General features: G+C 69.5%; 22 protein-coding genes. 11 read left to right on the plus strand and 11 right to left on the minus strand.

Features of this window, described 5'->3' with window-relative positions:
- The first annotated feature begins 68 nt into the window (after positions 1–68).
- The gene (locus ACYQZ5_RS04805) at positions 69–440 is read left to right on the plus strand and encodes a DUF555 domain-containing protein (RefSeq protein WP_379731331.1); all 372 of its coding nucleotides are present in this window, start codon (positions 69–71) and stop codon (positions 438–440) included.
- Between the two features lie 48 nt (positions 441–488).
- On the plus strand, positions 489–1,028 hold the full coding sequence (locus tag ACYQZ5_RS04810; protein ID WP_379731330.1) for a CBS domain-containing protein: 540 nt from the start codon (positions 489–491) through the stop codon (positions 1,026–1,028).
- Between the two features lie 400 nt (positions 1,029–1,428).
- Here ACYQZ5_RS04810 and purM read toward each other — a convergent pair whose 3' ends face one another.
- The 3 genes from purM to ACYQZ5_RS04825 form a co-directional block, all read right to left on the minus strand.
- Complete coding sequence (gene purM / locus ACYQZ5_RS04815) at positions 1,429–2,409, minus strand: phosphoribosylformylglycinamidine cyclo-ligase (RefSeq protein ID WP_459845335.1); 981 nt, start codon at positions 2,407–2,409, stop codon at positions 1,429–1,431.
- Positions 2,410–2,983: 574 nt separating this feature from the next.
- The gene (locus ACYQZ5_RS04820) at positions 2,984–3,667 is read right to left on the minus strand and encodes a zinc metalloprotease (protein ID WP_379732630.1); all 684 of its coding nucleotides are present in this window, start codon (positions 3,665–3,667) and stop codon (positions 2,984–2,986) included.
- Positions 3,664–5,334 carry a TraB/GumN family protein gene (locus ACYQZ5_RS04825; protein ID WP_459845337.1) on the minus strand — a complete coding sequence of 557 codons (1,671 nt, stop codon included), beginning with the start codon at positions 5,332–5,334 and terminating at the stop codon, positions 3,664–3,666. Before ACYQZ5_RS04825 ends, ACYQZ5_RS04820 begins: the two co-directional genes overlap by 4 nt.
- 91 nt (positions 5,335–5,425) lie before the next feature.
- Here ACYQZ5_RS04825 and ACYQZ5_RS04830 point away from each other — a divergent pair, with 91 nt between their 5' ends.
- Both ACYQZ5_RS04830 and ACYQZ5_RS04835 read left to right on the plus strand, forming a co-directional pair.
- Positions 5,426–6,793, plus strand: coding sequence for a glycerate kinase type-2 family protein (locus ACYQZ5_RS04830; RefSeq protein WP_459845339.1), 1,368 nt, complete (start codon positions 5,426–5,428; stop codon positions 6,791–6,793).
- 61 nt (positions 6,794–6,854) lie between these two features.
- Entirely contained in the window at positions 6,855–7,550 is a 696-nt protein-coding gene (locus tag ACYQZ5_RS04835; RefSeq protein ID WP_379818978.1) for an ArsR/SmtB family transcription factor, read from the plus strand.
- Here the strand turns inward: ACYQZ5_RS04835 and ACYQZ5_RS04840 are convergent.
- Positions 7,547–8,509, minus strand: a complete 963-nt coding sequence (locus ACYQZ5_RS04840) for a DUF5794 domain-containing protein (protein ID WP_379818979.1) — start codon at positions 8,507–8,509, stop codon at positions 7,547–7,549. The two genes, ACYQZ5_RS04835 and ACYQZ5_RS04840, sit on opposite strands and share 4 nt — an antisense overlap.
- 2 nt (positions 8,510–8,511) lie before the next feature.
- Positions 8,512–8,700, minus strand: a complete 189-nt coding sequence (locus ACYQZ5_RS04845) for a hypothetical protein (RefSeq protein ID WP_379732687.1) — start codon at positions 8,698–8,700, stop codon at positions 8,512–8,514.
- A gap of 233 nt (positions 8,701–8,933) precedes the next feature.
- On the opposite strand from ACYQZ5_RS04845, the gene guaB reads away from it, so the two are divergent.
- Positions 8,934–10,421, plus strand: coding sequence for an IMP dehydrogenase (guaB, locus tag ACYQZ5_RS04850; RefSeq protein WP_379818980.1), 1,488 nt, complete (start codon positions 8,934–8,936; stop codon positions 10,419–10,421).
- A gap of 96 nt (positions 10,422–10,517) precedes the next feature.
- On the plus strand, positions 10,518–11,171 hold the full coding sequence (locus ACYQZ5_RS04855) for a HalX domain-containing protein (protein ID WP_379732642.1): 654 nt from the start codon (positions 10,518–10,520) through the stop codon (positions 11,169–11,171).
- A gap of 1 nt (position 11,172) precedes the next feature.
- Here ACYQZ5_RS04855 and ACYQZ5_RS04860 read toward each other — a convergent pair whose 3' ends face one another.
- Positions 11,173–12,141 carry an ornithine cyclodeaminase family protein gene (locus ACYQZ5_RS04860; RefSeq protein ID WP_459845343.1) on the minus strand — a complete coding sequence of 323 codons (969 nt, stop codon included), beginning with the start codon at positions 12,139–12,141 and terminating at the stop codon, positions 11,173–11,175.
- A 226-nt stretch (positions 12,142–12,367) separates the two neighbouring features.
- Here ACYQZ5_RS04860 and ACYQZ5_RS04865 point away from each other — a divergent pair, with 226 nt between their 5' ends.
- Positions 12,368–13,534 (plus strand): NAD(P)/FAD-dependent oxidoreductase, encoded by a 1,167-nt coding sequence (locus tag ACYQZ5_RS04865; RefSeq protein WP_459845345.1) that lies wholly within the window; start codon positions 12,368–12,370, stop codon positions 13,532–13,534.
- A gap of 46 nt (positions 13,535–13,580) precedes the next feature.
- Positions 13,581–14,144 (plus strand): thioredoxin family protein, encoded by a 564-nt coding sequence (locus ACYQZ5_RS04870; RefSeq protein ID WP_379731151.1) that lies wholly within the window; start codon positions 13,581–13,583, stop codon positions 14,142–14,144.
- A gap of 12 nt (positions 14,145–14,156) precedes the next feature.
- On the opposite strand, the gene ACYQZ5_RS04875 is transcribed toward ACYQZ5_RS04870, so the two are convergent.
- From ACYQZ5_RS04875 to ACYQZ5_RS04890, 4 genes are all read right to left on the minus strand, one after another.
- Positions 14,157–14,600 (minus strand): RNA-binding protein, encoded by a 444-nt coding sequence (locus ACYQZ5_RS04875; RefSeq protein ID WP_379731150.1) that lies wholly within the window; start codon positions 14,598–14,600, stop codon positions 14,157–14,159.
- A 72-nt stretch (positions 14,601–14,672) separates the two neighbouring features.
- Positions 14,673–14,879 (minus strand): DUF1918 domain-containing protein, encoded by a 207-nt coding sequence (locus ACYQZ5_RS04880; protein WP_379731149.1) that lies wholly within the window; start codon positions 14,877–14,879, stop codon positions 14,673–14,675.
- A gap of 51 nt (positions 14,880–14,930) precedes the next feature.
- Positions 14,931–16,040, minus strand: coding sequence for a glycosyltransferase family 4 protein (locus ACYQZ5_RS04885; RefSeq protein ID WP_379817767.1), 1,110 nt, complete (start codon positions 16,038–16,040; stop codon positions 14,931–14,933).
- 25 nt (positions 16,041–16,065) lie between these two features.
- Entirely contained in the window at positions 16,066–17,133 is a 1,068-nt protein-coding gene (locus ACYQZ5_RS04890; protein ID WP_379731147.1) for a glycosyltransferase family 4 protein, read from the minus strand.
- A gap of 114 nt (positions 17,134–17,247) precedes the next feature.
- Between ACYQZ5_RS04890 and ACYQZ5_RS04895 the strand changes: the two genes are divergently transcribed.
- The 3 genes from ACYQZ5_RS04895 to ACYQZ5_RS04905 are packed head-to-tail and all read left to right on the plus strand — an operon-like array spanning position 17,248 to position 18,740.
- Positions 17,248–17,532: a ribonuclease P protein component 4 gene (locus ACYQZ5_RS04895; protein WP_379731146.1), complete on the plus strand. Its 285-nt coding sequence runs from the start codon at positions 17,248–17,250 to the stop codon at positions 17,530–17,532.
- Positions 17,533–17,583: 51 nt separating this feature from the next.
- Positions 17,584–17,826 (plus strand): YhbY family RNA-binding protein, encoded by a 243-nt coding sequence (locus ACYQZ5_RS04900; protein ID WP_379731145.1) that lies wholly within the window; start codon positions 17,584–17,586, stop codon positions 17,824–17,826.
- Positions 17,826–18,740 carry a mechanosensitive ion channel family protein gene (locus ACYQZ5_RS04905; RefSeq protein ID WP_379731144.1) on the plus strand — a complete coding sequence of 305 codons (915 nt, stop codon included), beginning with the start codon at positions 17,826–17,828 and terminating at the stop codon, positions 18,738–18,740. Before ACYQZ5_RS04900 ends, ACYQZ5_RS04905 begins: the two co-directional genes overlap by 1 nt.
- 15 nt (positions 18,741–18,755) lie before the next feature.
- On the opposite strand, the gene ACYQZ5_RS04910 is transcribed toward ACYQZ5_RS04905, so the two are convergent.
- Positions 18,756–19,895, minus strand: a complete 1,140-nt coding sequence (locus ACYQZ5_RS04910) for an acyl-CoA dehydrogenase family protein (protein ID WP_379731143.1) — start codon at positions 19,893–19,895, stop codon at positions 18,756–18,758.
- Positions 19,896–19,898 lie beyond the last annotated feature (3 nt).

The raw sequence follows: 19,898 nt of genomic DNA on the forward strand, positions 1-19,898 counted from the left end.
CCCGCCCGTCGCCCGCGCTGGCGCCGCCGAACCAACGAAACTTTGCCTGCCGGTGGTGGAGTAGCTGTATGAGCAACTATCACGTCGTGATGGAGGCCGCGTGGCTCGTGCGAGACGTCGAGGATATCGACGACGCCATCGGCGTCGCCGTCTCCGAGTCCGGCCGCCGACTCAACGAGGCCGACAAGGAGTACGTCGACGTCGAGGTGGGGCTGACCGACTGCCCGGCCTGTGGCGAGCCGTTCGACTCCGCGTTCATCGCCGCGAGCACCGCCCTCGTTGGGCTGGTGCTCGAAATCGACATCTTCAACGCCGAGAACGAGGAGCACGCCACCCGCATCGCCAAGAGCGAGGTCGGCGGCGCGCTCCGTGACGTGCCTCTGGAGGTCATCCAGACCGTCGAGACCGAGGAGGGCGACGAGGGCGCGAGCGCCGAGTAACTCCCGCCTTCCGAAACGCTTTCAAATTACCTCTAGTTATTCTTGGACATGGAGCTGCCGACACCCGAGGACCTGCGCGAGCGGCGGAACGCGGTGGGACTGACCCAGTCGGCGTTGGCGGAACGCGCCGAGGTGTCCCAGCCGCTGATCGCCCGCGTCGAGAACGACGACGTGGACCCGCGGCTCTCGACGCTCCGGCGGATCGTCGAGGCGCTCGACGAGGCCGAGGGCGAGGTGGTCCGGGCAGCGGACCTCATGCACGAGGACGTGGTCCACGTGAGCCCGGACGACTCGGTCAGCGACGCGGTCGAGCTGATGGACGAGGAGGCGTACTCTCAGCTCCCGGTGATCCAGAACGGCGTCCCGGTCGGCTCGATCTCCCAGTCCGACGTGGTCCACGCCGGCGAGAACGTCGGCGAGCTACCCGTGGCGGAGGTGATGAGCGAGTCGTTCCCGACCGTCGGCGCCGACGCGACCGTCGACGAGATCCGGAACCTGCTGGACCACTACAAGGCCGTGATCGTCACGGAGGGCGGCGAGGCCGCGGGGATCATCACCGAGGCCGACATCGCGAGTCACCTCTCCTAACGTCTGTCGGTCGGGACAGGGGTTACGTCGAGCGGCGTCCTGTAACCCACATCGTCAAAAACATCTCACTCTTCAAAATCGACGGGGATCATTATGTATCGGTCCCAACCCACACTCGGGGGGTTGGATACCCCTTGCGGACCTCGGGAGGGATCGGAGTGGGTTACCGATCGGGAGGCAGTCCAGGTGGCGGTCGCAATCGTCGAACTGACTGCGGAACCCAGACGTGGTGAGGTGTCCGAAACAACGTCTGTCGTCGGTCCACCACGTCAGACGTTGTGGCTCCCCTCACCGCCCCGTCCGGAATACCCCGAGAGCCGTTCGGTCATCAGTTCGTTCACCGACGTACCGGCTGTTTCAGTACGAATAACCCCGCATCAATAGGGTCCCAACAGACCGACTACAGCTCCAGCCCGCGAATACTGACGCCCTCGCCCTCTTCCACCTGCCCGATCACGCGACCGTCGGTCTCCCCGACCAGCGAGTCGGCCCGCTCGGGGTCGACGGCGGCGACGAACCCGGTGCCCATGTTGAACGTCCGGTGCATCTCCTCGTCGCTCACGTCGCCGAGGTCCTGCACGAAGTCGAACACCTCCTGCCGGGGCCAGGGGTCGTCGATCTCGTAGTGATAGTCGCCCAGCCGTTCGAGGTTGGTCCAGCCGCCGCCGGTGACGTGTGCGGCCGCGCGGACGCCGTGCTCGCGCATCGGGTCGAGCAGGTCGGTGTATATCCGGGTCGGTTCGAGGAGGGCGTCGCCGACGGCGTCGTAGCGCTCGCCGGGGTAGGGGTCGGTGTACTGGTACTCCTGCGTGACGGCCTCGCGGGCCAGCGTGAGGCCGTTGGAGTGGATTCCGGAGGACTCCCAGCCCACTAGCGCGTCGCCGACCTCGGCGCTGCCGGGGAAGACGGCGTCTTTCGCCGCCAGCCCCGCGCAGGTGCCCGCGAGGTCCAGCCCCTTCACGACCTCGGGCATCACCGCCGTCTCGCCGCCGACGAGTTCGAGGTCTGCGGCCTCGGCGCCGGCGGCCAGCCCCTGGCCGATCTGCTCGGCGAACGTCTCGTCTGGCTCGTCGACCGCGAGGTAGTCGACGAACGCCACCGGGCGCACGCCGGCGGCGACGAGGTCGTTGGCGTTCATCGCGATGCAGTCGATGCCGACGGTGGAGTAGTCGCCCATCGCTTCGGCGACGAGGAGTTTCGTGCCGACGCCGTCGGTCGCCAGCGCGAGGTAGCGGTCGCCGATGTCGAGCAGGCCGGCGTAGTCGCTGTCGGTGCCCTCGCCCGCGGCGCCGGCGGCGCCGACCAGCGCGGCCGTCGCCGCCTCGCTGTCGGCGATGTCGACGCCCGCCTCCGCGTAGGTCAGCCCCTCCTCTTCGGTCATGGCAGAAGCGGCGGGAGGACGGCGCAAAAGTCCTCCGCTCCCCTGCTGTTGTGGTTCAAGAGGTGTCGGCTACTGCGTGGGTCGGGCGTTTTCTGCGATGGTGGAGTGCACGGAGTTCGGTGTTTAGGCCGCGGAATCCGGTGTTTGGACCGCAAGCACGACCGCGGAGTGAGCTAGACCACTTGTGACCGCACCGCCCCGCACAGCCCTCACTGCTCGCGGCTCACTCCGTTCGCCGCTCGCTTCGAGGCGGTTTGCCTCGCCTTCGGCGAGTTTTCCCGCCTCGCTTCCTCCCCAGCCGACTCACTCGCTCACGTCCGTTCGCTCGTTCGTCCCTCGCGCGCTCGTTCGCGCACGGAGGTGCTCACGTCGCGCGCCACCGCCACCGCGGTGCGGTCGCGGTGGACGCCTCGCCGGCGCCATCGTTCGGCGCCGGCGGGGGGAGGGGTGGGGACTCGGTACTGTGCCGGGCACGAGGCCCGGCACATTGCGGTCGCAAGTGGCCAAGCATCGAGACGCCGTTGCCGTGGCTGATGCGGTAGTCAACGAATCAGCCGAAAACCGAGAATCCGTCCTAGAACCCGATACCCAGCACGAACACGACGAACACCGTCACTGCGACACTGGGCACGAACACCGCGGCCCAGACGGCCTTGCTCCAGCCGATGATCGTCTTCCCGTCGAGCGCACCGATGGGGATCATGTTGAACGCCGCGAGGAACAGGTTCACTGCGAGTCCCTTCCCCCCGATCTCAACGAGCAGACCGACACCGAAGGTACTGCCAGCCAGCCACAGTGGGACGAACACGATCGTCAGCACGAGGTTCACCGCCGGCCCGGCGAGCGCGATCAGCCCGTGCTGGCGCTCGGTCAGCCGGCCGCGGTGGTGGACCGCCCCCGGCGCGGCGAAGATGAACCCCAAGAAGGCGCTCATGATCGCGAGGAACAGCATGTTGTACTCCGCGCGGAACGCCGCGATGTTGCCGTAGCGCACGACCATCACCTTGTGCCCGAGTTCGTGGAGCAGAAACCCGACCCCGGCGGTCAGCAGCGACACGACGAGCGCGATCGCGAACATCGTCGGATTCCCGGTGAGCAACGCGATCGCACGATTCCCGCCGCCGGCGAAGAAGATCGTGAACGCCAGCCCCAGCGCGAGCCACGCGATCAGGAGGTCCTGAATCTCCTGAGCCGAGAACCGCAGCGACGGCTCGGGGTCGAAGCGCCCCCGCCCACGCTCGGACCCGGGCACGCTCACGCGACCCACCCCCAGACGGTGCGGGCGCTGTTACGCGCCCCCTCGATCAGGAGGTCCGGCACCGCCGCGACGCCGCCGATATCGCCGAAGAAGGCGGGCAGCACGTACAGCGCGAACAGGAACGACGCGACGAAGCTGCCGACGTTCGTCAGCGCGACGATCATGATGAGCTTGAACAACGGCACCTCGAACATCTGGCCTACCAGTTCGACCAGCGGCGTCTCCTGATCGTCGAGCAGCGCGTTCAGCGTGTCGATGTCGCCGACGTTGACCGTCGTGTACCGGAGTTCGACGTAGCCCGCGAACCAGCCCGGCGCGAGCAGCGGATTGACCGAAGTCAGCCACGCGACCGAGCCGCCGACCAGCGCCGACGGCCAGCGCGCGCCCGCGATCCGGGCGAGCCCGGCCGCGAAGAGTCCGTTGACGACGAACCACGCCCCGAACAGTTCGAGCAGGAAGCGGTCCTCGACGCCGGCCATCGCGAGCAGCACGAAGAAGGCGACGAAGGCCGCGGTGATGCCGACGGCGACGATCTTCCCCCACGGGAGCAGGCGCTCTTTCTGCCCGGTCAGCGACGACTTCGGCGGCAGTCGCTCGGGGTGGGCGAGGTACTCCTCGATCCCCTGCTGGTGGCCTGCGCCGACGATCGCGACCACGTCCTTCCCCTGCTCGCGCAGTTCGACGAGGTTGTGGGCGATGTAGGCGTCGCGCTCGTCGATCAGGGCCTCGGCCCCGCCGGGGGAGAACTCCCGGAACTCCTCCATCATCGCGGTCACCACGTCCGTATCCGTCAGCTCGTCGGGGTCGAGCAGCTCCTCCATCTCCTCGTCGGCCGACTCGCCCTCGTCGACGACCAGCCCCATGGCGGCCGCGACGACGGCGCCGACGACCAGCCCCCCGGCGAGCCCGAGCGTCATCGACCCGACCGCGGTGATCACGAAGTCGCCGAGGTACTGTGTGACCAGCGCGTCGGTCAGGCCGAGGCCGACGCCCGCGAGCGCGCCGACGACGATCGCGCTCGCACCGGCGACACCCAGCGCCAGCACGTCGTCGTCCAACACGCGCAGCGTCACCTCGGAGAGCACGTACGCCGACACCAGCCCGACCAGCGTGCTGCCGGTGAGGCCGACGAGCAGCGGTTGGGTGACGCCGACCGCGCCGCCGAAGATCCCGAGGATCGGGCCGAGCACGATCCCCACCAGCAGGCCGAACACGACGCCGCCGATCCGTGGGTCGGTGATCCCGAACGCCAACGAGCCGACGACTCGGAGCTTCTCGAACAGGCTCATCCGCGCCCAGAACCGCCGGATCGTCTCCTGGATGTCCCGATCGACCAGCGCGAGTTCGATGCCGAGATCCTCCGCGGTCTCGACGGCCGCGAGCATCTCCGCGCCGGGCTGGATGTCGAAGCGGTCGCCCATCCGTGCCTGCACGTACGAGAGCATCCAGTACGCGAGGAACTGGAACACGGTGTTCCCCTCGAGCAGGTCGCCCGCGGTCAGGTCCTCCGGCTCCTCGCCGCGCATCTGGCTGTACCGCCCCTCGTCCAGTTCGACGGCGACCACGTCCGGGCGCTCCTCCTCGATGGTCTCCTCGACCTCCCGGACGCTCTCGGCGGAGACGTGCGCGGTCCCCACGACCCGCACGCTGCCGTCCGACTCACTCATTGAGAGCGGTTCCGCCCCCGTGGGCCTTGACCGTGACGAAGCGCGCTCCCCACCCCGAACCGTTTTGCTCGCCGCCGTCCCAGCCCGGGGCGTGTTCGAGAACCGCGAGAGCCACGCCCGCTCGCCAGCCCACGAGGTCGCGCTCGACTGCCTCGCGGCGGGCGTCCGGCGTGCCGACCCCGAGCACGCGACCCGCGACGCCGTCGCCGTCGAGGACGACCGCCTCGAGATCACCGCCGACGAGCGCGCCACCGTCGACCTGACCGAGTTCGACCGCGTGCTCGTCCTCGGCGGCGGGAAGGCGGCGCCGGGGGTCGTCCGGGCACTCCACGCCACTCTCGGCGATCGGATCGACGACGGGCTGATCGTCGTCTCCGAGGACGACCCCGCGGCCGGCGGCTCGATCGGCGCGGTCACGGTCGCGGGCGGCGGCCACCCGCTGCCGACTCCCGAGGGCGTCGCGGCCACCGAGGACCTGCTCGAACTGGCCGAGACCGCCGACGAACGCACGCTCGTGCTCGCGGCCGTCACGGGCGGCGCGAGCGCGCTGCTGGCCGCGCCCGCGGGCGACCTCTCCGTCGGCGACCTCCGGCGATCGACCCGCGCGCTGCTCGACGCCGGCGCCGACATCGACGAGATCAACGCCGTCCGGAAACACACATCGCGAGTCAAGGGCGGGCGACTCGCGGCGGCGGCCGCCCCGGCGACGGTGCGCACGCTCGGGGTGAGCGACGTGGTCGGCGACCCGCCGTCGGTGATCGGCTCCGGGCCGACCGTGCCCGACGGGACGACGTACGCCGACGCGCTCGCGGTGATCGGCCGCCACGGGATCGACGTGCCCGCGATCCGCACCCACCTCGACGCCGGCGACGCGGGCGAGTTCCCCGAGACGCCCGCCCCGGACGCCGGACTCCCCGGCACCACCTACGTCGTCGCCGGCGCGCGGACCGCCATCGACGCCGCGGCGGCGGTAGCCGCGGAGCGGGGGTACGAGCCCTGCGTACTCTCCTCGCGTGTGCGCGGCGCGGCACGCGCGACGGCGCCGACCCACGTCGCGATCGGGGAGGAGGCGGCGATCGCCGGCGACCCCGTCGAACCGCCCGCAGTCCTGCTCTCCGGCGGGGAGGCGACCGTCGACGTTCACGGCGAGGGCGAGGGCGGTCCCAACATGGAGTTCGCGCTCGCCGCCGCGCTCTCGCTCGCCGGCAGCGCCGACGGCGCGGGCGACGAACTCGTCGCGGCCGCGATCGACACCGACGGCCGCGACGGCGCGACCGACGCCGCGGGCGCGCTCGTCGACGCCGGAACGGTCGAGGACCGCGGGGCCGCCCGCGACGCGCTCGACCGCAACGACTCGCTGGGCTACCTCGGCCGCCGTGACGCGGCGCTCGTGACCGGCGCGACGGGGACCAACGTGAACGACCTGCGCGTGCTGGTCGTGCCCGACCGGGGCGACTGAGCGACGCCGGGTCGTCCGAGAGGGAACAGAGTTTCAACGGACCGCGTGAAACCCGGACTGTATGGTCGACATACTGCCCTCCACCCCCGACGCCGATCCCGACCCGGAGCCGCGGGTGCTCGGCGTCGACAGCGACGAGGCCGGCGAGACACTCGCCGCGCTCTCGTCGGACACCGCCCGGGAGATGCTGCGCGAGTTCCACGAGGACCCCGCCACGCCCTCCGGCGTCGCCGACCGGCTGGACCTCTCGCTCCAGAACGCCCAGTACCACATCGGCAACCTCGAAGACGCCGGCCTGATCGAGCCGGTCGACACGGTGTACTCCGAGAAGGGTCGCGAGATGACGGTGTACGGGCCGGCGGACGCGCCGCTGATCGTCTACGCCGGCACGGAGGACGAGACGACCGGGCTGAAGGCGGCGCTCTCCCGGCTCGTCGGCGCAGTCGCGGCGCTGGGCCTCGCGAGCCTGCTCGTCCAAGCGTACTTCGGCGAGCTCCCGCTCCCGTTCGGGCAGACGGGCGGCGCCGGGGGGTACGAGACCGGTGCCGACGGGACGGCCACACAGGCCGCGACCGAGACTCAGTCCGGAGATATCGGCATCGCCCAAGTCACGTCGGAGCCTACCGCGACGCCGACGCCCGAGACGGTCCGGAGCGCGGAGGACGCGCTCGGGGTGCCGCCGGGCCTGCTGTTCTTCCTCGGCGGCGCGGCGGTGCTGCTCGGGGTGGCTGCGGTCTGGTGGCTCCGCCGGCGTTAGAGGTACGGCGGACGCTCGGGCTCGTCGGGCGACTCCTCGACGGCCTCACCGTCGACGGCGCCGCCGTCGGCCGCGCTCACGGTGCCCGAGGCGTCCTCCCGGTCGACAGCCAGCTCCGCGGCGATGTCGACGGGTCGGTCCTCGCTGTCGGCGTCCAGACTGTACGTCGTCGACGATGGATCTTCGGACTCGGGTTCGTCGGTATCGTCGTCCTCCGAGTCGGGATCGTAGGACAGCAGCGCGGTCACCGCGAGCACGCCCAGTGCGACGGGCTGTTCGGTCGCCAGCAGACCCAGCACGTCGACTGCGAGCATCCCCAGCGCGACCGAGCTTCCGAACCGGAAGCGGTCGATGTCGACCGCGCCCTGCAGCGTCGGCGCGCCGAGGGCGACGCCAAGCGCGAACGCGACTCCGGTGCCGGCGGCGGCGGCCGCGGGGACGAGCGTCGCGAGCTCGAAGTTCATCGTCAGCTCGGCGCCGCCGCGGTAGCTGGCGATCATCCCCAGCCCGACGATCGCGCCGGGACCCGGGAGGTACGTGCCGACCTCCGCGCTGGCGGTTTTGGCGGCGATCGCGAGGATCACCAGCCCCGCGAAGCGCTGGAACACGTCGGGGTCGAACAGGGAGTAGAGCGTCTGGGCGAACGCGGCCTCGACGACCGCGATGGGGACGAGCACGGCGCCGACGAGCAGCACCGAACTCGCCTTCTCGGTCGGCGTGCCCTCCATCTCGGCGAGAATGACCGCGACGGTGGCCGAGCCGCCGAAGATTAGGAGGCCGGTCTGGAGCACGCCCCCCGGGGAGATAGCCCCGGTCTCGGTGGTGAGCGCGCCGGCGACGACCAGCGCGGGGAAGATCCCGTCGACGAGCGGGAGGCCCATCACCGTCGCCAGCAGCCGCGTGGCGCCGCCGACGTGCTGTTCGAGGCGTAACGCGATCGGGTGGTCCGAGACGCTCACGACTAGCTGGCGGCCTCACCCGTGGCCAAACGGTAGTGTGCTCCCGACTCCGGATAGCCGCGGCCGAACGCGGATCCTGTAAATTTCGGGAGGAAACGTCGTACTGTTCGCCACATCGTTTTGAGCGAGTCGACGGCGCTGTCGTTCGGCTGGCCGACGATGCACGACGTGGCGAGACGGTCGACGTCCATACCACTACTTCCGCCGATAGGGCGATAAACGTTGTGTGAGAGTGCACCCCATGAACACGGCCGGATCGTCGGCGTAACTGAACGTTAGTCGAAGAACTCACGACAAATACGGGTTGAAACTGAAGATACGTTGGCGGTGCCGTCGGCCCGGACGGAGGCCGACAGTGTGGGGACGAGAGGCACACAGTTCCGGGATACGGAACGCTTTTGGGCCGAGGCTCACCACCGACTACATGGCGAGTAACGGATCGGAACCTTTCTCGGAGAAGCTACGAGTGCCGGAGGCGCTGACGTTCGACGACGTGCTCCTGCGGCCGATGGAGAGTCGTGTCGAGCCCGACGCCGCGGACGTGTCCACGCACGTCTCGCGGAACGTCGAGCTCCAGATCCCCGTCCTCTCGGCGGCGATGGACACCGTCACCGAGGCCGAGATGGCCATCGGGATGGCCCGCGAGGGCGGGCTGGGCGTGCTCCACCGCAACATGGACACCCCGGAGATGGAGGCTCAGATCACCCGCGTCAAGCGCGCGGACGAGCTGGTGATCCGGCGTGAGAACGTCGTCACCGCCGCGCCCGAGCAGACCGTCGACGAGGTCGACGAGATGATGGAGCACGAGGGCGTCTCCGGCGCGCCGGTCGTCGACGAGGACGACACCGTGCTGGGGATCATCTCCGGCACCGACATCCGCCCGTACCTCGAGGTCGGCGAGAGCGACACCGTCCGGGAGGCGATGACCGACGAGGTCATCACCGCCGGCGAGGACGTGAGCGCCCGCGACGCGCTCGAACTCATGTACGACCACAAGATCGAGCGCGTCCCCATCGTCGACGACGACGACCGGCTGGTCGGCCTCGTGACGATGCAGGGGATCCTCGCGCGCCGCGAGAACGAGAACGCGGCCCGCGACGAGGACGGCCGCCTGCGCGTCGGCGCCGCGGTCGGCCCCTTCGAGGACGAGCGCGCGATCGCCGCCGACGAGGCCGGCGCGGACGTGCTGTTCATCGACTGCGCTCACGCGCACAACCTCAACGTCCTCGACTCGGCGAAGGCGATCACCGAAACCGTCGACGCCGACGTGGTCGTCGGCAACGTCGGCACGCGGGAGGCCGCCGAGGCCTGCGTCGACTTCGCCGACGGGATCAAGGTCGGGATCGGCCCGGGCAGCATCTGTACCACTCGGGTCGTCTCCGGCGCGGGGATGCCCCAGATCACTGCCGTCGCCGAGGTGGCCGACGTGGCCAGCGAGCACGACGTGCCCGTGATCGCCGACGGGGGGATCCGCTACTCCGGCGACGCGATCAAGGCGATCGCCGCCGGCGCGGACGCGGTGATGCTCGGTTCCTACTTCGCGGGCACCGAGGAGGCGCCCGGCCGCGTCATCACGATGAACGGCAAGAAGTACAAGCAGTACCGCGGGATGGGCAGCGTCGGCGCGATGCAGTCCGGCGGCGGCGAGCGCTACCTCAAGGAGGAGAGCGACGAGGAGTACGTCCCCGAGGGCGTCGAGGCGGCGACCCCCTACACGGGGACGCTGGCCTCCGAGCTCCACCAGCTCGTCGGCGGGATGCAGTCCGGCATGGGCTACGTCGGCGCCGAGACCATCCCCGAGTTCAAGGAGCGCTCGGAGTTCGTCCGCGTCTCCGCGGCCGGACAGACCGAGGGCCACCCCCACGACGTGATGATCACCGACGAGGCGCCCAACTACAGCCCCAACGAGTAACACCGTTCGGTGGTCGAAGGCACAACGAAGGCCGGAAGGGGTATTTTGATATAGCCGGCCGCCCCTTTTCCGCCAGAGCTAACCGCTCCCTATCAGATGAGTGACGATCGCCCTCTCGTGCTCGTCGTCGAGGACGAGTCAGATCTGGCAGACCTCTACGCCGCGTGGCTCGGGGCCGACTACCGCGTCCGAACCGCCTACGGCGGCCGTGAGGCCCTCGAGAACCTCGACAGCGAGGTCGACATCGTGCTGCTCGATCGTCGGATGCCGGGACTCTCCGGCGACGAGGTGCTCGACGCGATTCAGGAGCGCGGGATCGACTGTCAGGTCGCGATGGTGACCGCGGTCGAGCCCGACTTCGACGTGCTCGGGATGGGGTTCGACGACTACCTCGTCAAGCCCGTCGCGCGCGAGGAACTGCTGGAGACCGTCGGCGATCTGGAGCGTCGCAGCACGTACGACACGGGCGTTCAGGAGCTGTTCTCGCTCTCCTCGAAGAAGGCGCTGCTCGAGGCCGAGAAGACCGACTCCGAACTCGAGGAGAACGAGGAGTACCAGCAGCTCACCGACCGCCTGAAACAGCTCCGCGCGGAGCTGGACACGACGATCGACGAGATGAGCGACAGCGGGGAGTTCGAGTCGCTGTTCCGCGAGTTCGAGGACGTCGACGACCCCTTCGAGGACGTCGACGGGAGCGAACCCTTCGCCGACGACACCGAGGACGACCCCTTCGGCGGCGTCCAAGAGTAGTTCAGAGGCCGACGCCGGTGCCGACGTTCTCCGCCCGCGCCCGCTCGACGAGCGACGTCGCCGCCGCGGCGTCGAGCACCGCCGACCCGACCGACGCGACGACCAGTATCTCCGTCGCCGACTCCCGTCCGGACTCCCCTTCGAACACCGCCGACAGCGGCGTGAACGCGGATTCGTCGCGGTCCGGGAAGTCGCCGGTCTCGGCGGCTTCCGCCGGCACGTCAGCGAACAGCCGGGCCGCCCGCGAAACCGTCGTCGCGTCGAGTTCGCGCATCTCGGCGGTGTAGGCGCCGACCGCGACGACCAGCGTCCCGGGGGCGAGCGCGTCGCCGGGGAACACCGGCTCGGTCGCGGTCGTCGCCGTCACGACCACGTCGGCGTCCGTCACCGTTTCCCGCGCCGAGTCGGCCGCCTCGGCGTCGATCCCCTCGGCTCGGAGGTCCGCCGCACACGCTTCCCGCGAGTCGCTGGGCGAGTAAACTCGGACCGAGTCGACCCCGCGCGCGGCCGCGATCGCGCGAGCCTGCCAGCGTGCCTGCGTCCCGGCGCCGACGATACCCACCGTCACCGGCCCGTCGCCGACTGCGAGCCGGTCGGCCGCCAGCCCGCCGATACAGCCCGTCCGGGCGTTCGTGATCCGCGTCCCCGCGAGCAGCGCGGTCGGCTCGCCCGTTCGGGCGTCGGTAACGGCGATCTGTGCCTGCACGGTCGGGCGCCCACGCTCGGCGTTCCCCTCGTGGACGCTCGCGAGCTTCGTGGCGTAGTGGTCGTCGCCGTGGATGTACGCCGGCATCGTCAACCCAGTTCCCAGCGGTTCGTCCCCCTCGATCCCCGTGCCGACCGGGAAGTGCGGTCGCTCGGGCCGCTCGACCTCGCCGCGGCCCTGTTTCCGGAACGCCCGTTCTATCTCCGGTAGCAGGTCGCCGAGGTCGAGCAGTCCCGCGACCTCGTCGTCGGAGAGTACGCGCATACGGCCACGTCCACCCCCGCGAAGATAGCTCTTGGCCGAGGGTTGAAGGGTGATGGCGCGACCAGGCCCACCGACCCAGTACGGAAACCACGGGGGAGTCGAGGCGGGAGCACGACGCGCCCCCCGTGAGGCAGCCACGCGTCGTCTGTTCGCCACTCGTGCCGACCTCGTGACGGGCACGCGGGGTCGGCACAACGGTTTTGCCGACACCACGCTGAGAGAGCGTATGCGAGTCGTTGTCGTCGGCGGCGGGATCGTCGGCCTGTCGAGCGCGGTCGCGCTGGCCGACCGCGGCGCGACGGTGGTGCTCTGTGAGCGCGGCAGCCTCGGGGACGGGAGCACCTCGCGCGCGCTCGGCGGGGTTCGGTGTCAGTTCTCGACGGCGGTCAACGTCGACCTCTCGCTGGCCAGCCGGCCGGTGTGGGAGACGTTCGAGGATCGCTTCGGCGTCGACATCGAGTTCCGACAGGCGGGCTACCTGCTGCTCGCGCGGACCGAGGAGACCGCGCGGGGGCTGGAGCAGCAGGCCGCGCTCCAGCGTGACCGCGGCGCCGAGACGCAGTTCCTGACTCCCGACGAGGTCACCGACTACTGTGCGGGCGTCGATCCCGACGCTGTCACCGCCGCGACGTACAACCCCCGCGACGGCTTCGCGGATCCCTACCTCGCACTGCAGGGGTTCGCCGACGCCGCCCACGAGCGCGGGGTCGAGGTTCGGACCGGGACTGCCGTCACCGACGTGCGACTCTCGAACGGGCGTGTCGTCGGCGTCGACGTTGCGGGCGACGGCGCGCCGAGCGGCGGCGCCATCGACGCCGACGCCGTGGTGAACGCGACGGGGCCATGGGCCGCTGAACTCGCGGCGATGGCCGGCGTCGAGATTCCCGTCGAACCACAGCGCCGGCAGGCACTCGTCGCCGACCCCGAGCGGCCGGTACCGGAGGACGATCCGCTCACGATCGACTTGGAGACGAGTTCGCACTTCCGGCCGGAGCGCGACGGCGCGGCGATCGTCGGCGGCTACTTCGACGACGAGCCGGAGACGCCCGACCCGGACTCGTTCTCGGAGTCCTACGACGTGGCGTGGGCCGCCGAGACAGTCGAGCGTGCCGCGGCCTACTGCGACTACTTCGGCGAGAGCACCCGGCTGAAGCGGGGCTGGGCCGGACTGTACGCGGTCACGCCCGACCACCACCCGATCGTCGAGGAGTCGGTCCCGGGGTTCGTGCAAGCGGTCGGCTTCTCCGGCCACGGGTTCCAGCACGCGCCCGCGACCGGACAGGTCGTCGCGGAGATACTCCTCGACGGCGAGGCGTCGACGGTCGATGTCTCGGATCTCGGCAGCGACCGCTTCGAGACGGGCGAACTGCTCCACGAGCGGAACGTGGCCTGACGCCACGGGCGAAACCGGCTTCCGGTCGGCGTCCGAACCGCGATCCATGGTCGCGAAAGAGTCCGAGTCCGAACTGGACCGCGGCGACGAGGCACCCGAGTTCTCGCTGGAAGGCGTCGACGGCGAGACGTACACGCTGGAGACGTTCGCCGACAGCGACGCGCTGCTGCTCGTGTTCACCTGCAACCACTGCCCGTACGCGCAGGCGAAGTTCGGCCTACTGAACGAACTCGCCGACGAGTACGACGACGCTGCGGTCGTCGGTATCAACCCCAACGACGCCGAGGAGTACCCCGAGGACAGCTTCGAGACGATGCGGGAGTACGTCGAGTCCGGGAAGATCGACTACGACGCCTACCTCCGCGACGAGAGTCAGGCAGTCGCCGACGCCTACGGCGCGGTCTGTACGCCCGACCCGTTCCTGTTCCGCAACGATGGTGACTCGTGGAGCCTCGCGTACCACGGTCGCCTCGACGACGCGCTCAACCCCGACGAGGAGCCCTCGGAGTTCTACATCCGGGACGCGATCGACGCGGTGCTCGCCGGGGAGGAAGTAGATATCGAGGACCGCCCCTCGCGTGGCTGCAGCATCAAGTGGAAGAACGACTGAGCGGGCCGGAACTCAGGCTTCGGTGTGTTCCCGGGCACTCTCCAGCGCCTCGCGGGCGTTCTCGACGGCCGCGGGCTGTTTCGCGGGGTAGGCTTCGACCTTCGCACGGAGGGTGATCCCCGGGCCGCGTTCGACCTCACCCTTGAACGCGTCCTGCTTGTCCAGCCGGAGGAAGAACGCGCAGTTCTCGTCGACGCGCTCGTCGAGCTCGCCGATCACGTCCTCGATGTCCGACAGCTCGCTCAGCTGCCGGAGCACGTAGCGCACGTCGTCAGCGTTGTCGACGCGGGCGGAGAACACCACGATCCGGTCGCCGTGGTGGCCGCGGTTGACCGCGCGCTCGATCTCGTACTCCTCGGGGAGGAACTGTCGGAGCGCCTGCTCGACGCGCTTCTCGTCCTCCGTCGCGTAGCAGAAGGTCCGCAGGTCGACGTAGTGAAACGGGACGCTGGGCATACCCGTCGGTAGGGGTGCAGCGCGCAAAAGGCTTCCTCGACGGAGAAAGCTCCCGTGTGGGTGCGATCGACTCTACTCCTCGGGCTCTTCGTCGCCGCCTTCCGAGACCAGCTCCAGCTGGTCCTCCGGGATGCCGGCCTCCTGTCCGTCCTCGAAGACGATCGTGTAGTTGGGGTCGCCGAACATCGTCTCCATCACCTGCGTGATCTCCCCTTCCTCGCCGTCGAACTCGCTGTGTTCGTCGTGAAGAACGACCGTGTCGCCTTTCTCGAAGCTCATGGTGGCTCGTTCCGCCGGCGCGGATTTAAGCGCCGTGATTCGGCGAACCGCTCACTCCCGGACCGCGGCGTAGATCTCCTCGAGCCGGTCCACCGCGTGCTCGACGCTGATCGCCGCCCGACGGTCCAGACAGTTCTCCCGCAGGCGCTCGCGCTCGTCGAGCGTGCGCTCGATCGCGTCGGCGAAGCCGTCGATGTCGCCCGGCTGGAAGTGGTAGCCCGTTTCCCCGTCGTCGACGGTGTCCGAGAGGGCGCCGCTGTCGACGCCGACCACGGGCGTCCCGCAGGCAAACGCCTCCAGCGCGACCAGCCCCTGCGTCTCGACCGGGCTGGGGAACAGAAACGCGTCGAGGCCAGCGTAGAACGCCGGAAGCTCCTCCCGGTCGAGGAAGCCGAGGAAGCGCGCGTCGACGTTCCGCTTTCGAGCAGCCTCTTCCAGTTCTGCCCGCGCCGGCCCGTCGCCGCCGAACACCACCGTCACGTCCCGATCGAGGCGGTCGCAGGCAGCGAGGATCGACGGGAGCGACTTCTCGTGGCCGTGTCGGCCCGTGTAGCCGACGAGCGTCCGATCGTCGGGGAGTCCGTGGCGCTCGCGGAACGCGGCCGAATCGACGGGACGGAAGCGCTCGGTGTCGACGCCGTTGGGGACGACCTGCGGGTCGTCGACGCCGAGTTCGGTGGCGACGTACTCGCCGGTCGCCGCCGACGGGACGATCACCGCGTCGGCCCGGTTCAGGAACCACGACTCGTAGCGCCGGCTCAGCGCCGCGGTCCGCTTCCGCACCGGCGCCCACGAGGTGAGGTAGCTGGCGTACTCCGAGGTCGGCGTGTGGTACGTCGCGACCAGCGGGAGGTCGCGGCTCCGGGCGAGGCGCATCCCGGCGAGTCCCAGCGAGAACGGCGTGTGCGCGTGGACGACGTCGACGTCCGTGACGGCGTCGGGAACGCGAGGCAGCCCGAGCCGGTAGCCCGCGTAGATCGGCAGCGGCAGCGACCGGACCGGGTGTTCGTCCGCCTCAGGCTCCCGGTCGGGCGCGCCGGGGTAGACCACCTCCATCCGGCCGCCGCGCTCCCGCCAGCGGTCCCGCCAGCTCTGGACGGTGTAGGTGACGCCGTTGACCGTCGGCAGGTAGGTGTCCGTGAACGCCGCGACCGACTCCATGCGCGAGCGGTTGTCCGAGGCGCGGTTAAGGGGTTCCGGAATGGCTCTCCTCCAGCAGGCGCTCGTACTGCTCGATCAGCCGCTCGCCCACGCGGTCGAGCGAGTGCTCTGCGGCGGTCTCTTGGGCGTTCTCGCCCAGTCGCTCCCGAAGGTCGGGGTTCTCCTCCAGTCGGCGGAGCGCGTCGACGAACTCCTCGCGCGTCTCGCACTTCAGGCAGTCCTCGCCGTCGGTGAAGAACTCCTCGAACACCGGGATGTCCCGGAGCACGACCGCCTTTCCGCAGGCCATGGCCTCCAGCGCGGCGATCCCCTGGTTCTCGTCTTTGGTCGGGAACAGGTACACGTCGCCGGCACCGAACGCGGCGCGCTTGTCGTCCATCCACCCCGTGAACGTGACGTTCTCGGGGGGGTTGTTCGTCCAGTAGCGGGTCGCCTCGCCGGCGGCGGCGCCCTCCTCGTAGTGGCCGAACCACGCGAAGTCGTACTCCGTCTCCTTTGCGACCTCGCAGAACGTCGTCAGCCCCTTGCGCTCGAACACCTCGCCGACGCAGAACACCACCATCCCCTCCAGATCGAAGCGCTCGCGCGTCTCCTCGCGAAGGTCTTCGAACCCTTCGAGCGAGTCCACGTCGACGCCGTTGGTCACCGGTTCGATCGGCGTCGTCACGGGGTACTCCCGGAGCACCCCCTTCGTGTACTCGCTGGGACAGAGCACCAGATCCGCCTGCGAGTAGAACCACCGCAGGTACGGCCGCAGCGCGGGCGCGAGCCGGTCGGTGAACCGGAACGACTCGCCGAAGTCCTCCGCGGTGACGTGGGCGTGCAGTACGAGCGGGATATCGTTGCGCTTGGCGTGTCGGGCGACGGCGACGCTCCCCGGGCCGACGACGTTGCAGTGGGCGACGTCGTACTCCCGGAACGCGCGGCCGCCGGTCAGCCGGGACTTCGCGGCGTCGACGGGACCGTCGCCGACCCACGGCGACTCGATCACGTCGACGTCCGCCCGTTCGAGCGCCTTGCGTTGCTGGCGGGTGGCGGTGACGATCCCGCCGCGGATGCGGTCTTCCAGTTCGAGGTAGTCGAGCACGCGCACGGCTTTCGTCGTTCTTCGGAGGTCGGATTGATCAACGTTCCGGCCTGCGGGCGTCGACGTCCGGACCGTCCCCGAAAACGATAACCCCGGCAGCCCTCTCGGTACTGACGAGAGATGAGCGCCGAGATCGCCGAGGAGCGGATCGAACGCCTCGCCGCGCTAGCGGAGGAGGCCGCGGCCGCGGGGAAGTTCGACCGCTCGCGGGAGTACGTGCGGCTGGCTCGGCGCCTCGCCGAACGGAACCGCCTCTCGCTCCCCCGGCGATTCGCACGCTCGACCTGCGACGACTGCGACGTGTTCCAGCGCCCGGGCGTCAACGTCCGAGTTCGGGTTCAGCGCGGGCGCGTGATCCGGCGCTGTGACTGCGGCGCGACCGCCCGCTACCCCTACCGGGAGTGAGCCCGCCAGACCGAAGCTTCAAAGCTTCCCCGGCGAATCGTTCCGGTAAGAATGTCTGACGAGCTACGAAAGCAGGCACACGAGCTCGACGTGACCGTCTGGGTGGGGAAAAACGGGATTGACGCCGTCGTCGACGAGCTCGACGACCAGTTGGACAACGAGGAGCTGGTGAAGGCGAAGTTCCTGCGATCGGCGCGGGGCACCGACGACACCGAGGCGCTCGCGACGGAGTTGGCCGACCGCGTCGACGCGGAGGTGATCGACACCCGCGGGCACACGGCGGTGTTCCACTGATGGCGAGCCTGCAGACGACGGCGACTCCCGGCGGCGAGTCGGCCGCCCGGGCGAACCAAGTGGTCGCCGCCTTCCTCGAACAGTTCCTCCCGACGGTGCTGGCGAACGCCATCGGCGCCCTCCTCGTCTTCCTCGCGGTGTTCGCGATCATCTACGGCGCGGGCAAGGCGACGGCCGTCCCGCTGGTCGACCGTGTGCTCGACGCCCGCGGGCTGGAGGCCCACGCCCGTCGGCCGCTGATCAAGATCACCTCGGTGCTGATCGTGTTCGTGGCGGTTACCGTCGCCTTCGGCTTCGCCGGCTTCGGGAACTTCCTCCAGTCGCTGGCGACGATTGCCGCCGCTGCGACGCTGGCGATCGGCTTCGCGATGCAGGACGTGATCGCGAACTTCGTCGCCGGCATCTTCATCTACACCGACCGGCCGTTCCGTATCGGCGACTGGATCGAGTGGGAGGGCAACTCCGGCATCGTCGAGGACATCTCCTTCCGGGTCACCCGCGTGCGCACGTTCGACAACGAGCTACTGACTGTGCCGAACTCACAGCTCACCGACGGCGTGATCAAGAACCCCGTCGCGAAGGACACGCTCCGCCTACAGTTCACCTTCGGCATCGGCTACGACGACGACGTGGAGAAAGCCACGGACATCATCGTCGACGAGGCCGAGCGCCACCCCGACATCCTCACCGACCCGGCGCCGAGCGTGCGGCTGACCGAACTCGCGGACTCCTACGTCGGCCTTCGCTCGCGGATCTGGATCGACAACCCCTCGCGGGCGGACTTCGTGAAGATCCGCTCGGAGTACGTCAAGAACGTGAAACGGCGCTTCGACGAGGCGGGGATCGAGATCCCGTTCCCCCAGCGCGACCTCTCGGGCGAGATCGAACTGCCGCCCGAGCACGTGCGGGAGTAGCGTTCGGTTCGCTCTCTACAGCATCCGGTCGGCGATCGTGTTCCGCAGTACTTCGCTGGTCCCCTCGTAGATCTCGTTGAGCTTGGCGTCGCGGTAGTAGCGCTCGACCGGGAAATCCTTCGTGTAGCCGTAGCCGCCGTGGACCTGGATCGCCTCGTTGGCCACCTCGCGGCTGACTTCGCTGGCCTTGAGCTTGGCCTGTGCGGCGGCCTTGATGTAGTCCTCGTCGCGGATCTTCAGGTCGGCTGCCTTGTGCATCAGCAGCTTCGCGCTCTGGACTTTCGTGTCCATGTCCGCCAGCTTGTGCTGGATCGCCTGAAACTCCGAGATGGGCTGGTCGAACTGCTCGCGGTCGGTGGCGTACTCCGTCGCGGCCTCCTTGGCCGCGCGGGCGATGCCGACGCCGCGGGCGGCGATGGAGATGCGGCCGCCGTTGAGCGTCTTGAGCGACTGGACGAACCCCTCGCCCTCCTCTCCGAGTCGGCGGTCAGCCGGCACCCGAAGCTCGTCGAACCGAAGCTCTGCGGTGGGACAGCCCTTGTCGCCGAGCTTGTGCTCGGTGTTCTCGACGATGAAGCCGTCGTCCGACTCGGGCCGGACGACGAACGAGGAGATCCCGCGGTTGCCCGCGTCGGGGTCGGTCTTCGCGAAGACGATCACCGTGTCCGCGACCGAGCCGTTGGAGGTCCAGAGCTTCCCGCCGTCGATGACGTACTCGTCGCCCTCCCGTTCCGCGGTCGTGGTCATCGCGGGCACGTCGCTGCCGGCGCCGGCCTCCGAGAGCGCGAACGCGCCGACGTCTGAGCCTTCGGCCAGCGGCGTGAGGTACTCCTCCTTCTGGGCTTCGTCGCCGAACTCGTACAGCATGTTGCCCGCCAGCGACGTGTGGGCGGCGACGATCGTCCCCAGCCCGCCGGAGCCTCGGGAAATCTCCTCGATGCCGATCGCGTAGGAGTGGTAGTCGAGGCCGGCGCCGCCGTACTCGGTGGGGAACGGCATCCCCATCAGCCCCAGTTCGGCCATCTGGTCGACGAGGTCCTCGGGGAACTCGTCGGTCTCGTCGATCTCGGCGGCCCGGGGGACCACCTCCTCGTCGACGAACTCGGCGACGGTGTCGCGGATCTGCCGCTGCTCCGCGTCCAGACTGAAGTCCATACC

The sequence above is a fragment of the Halolamina salina genome, assembly GCF_054653455.1.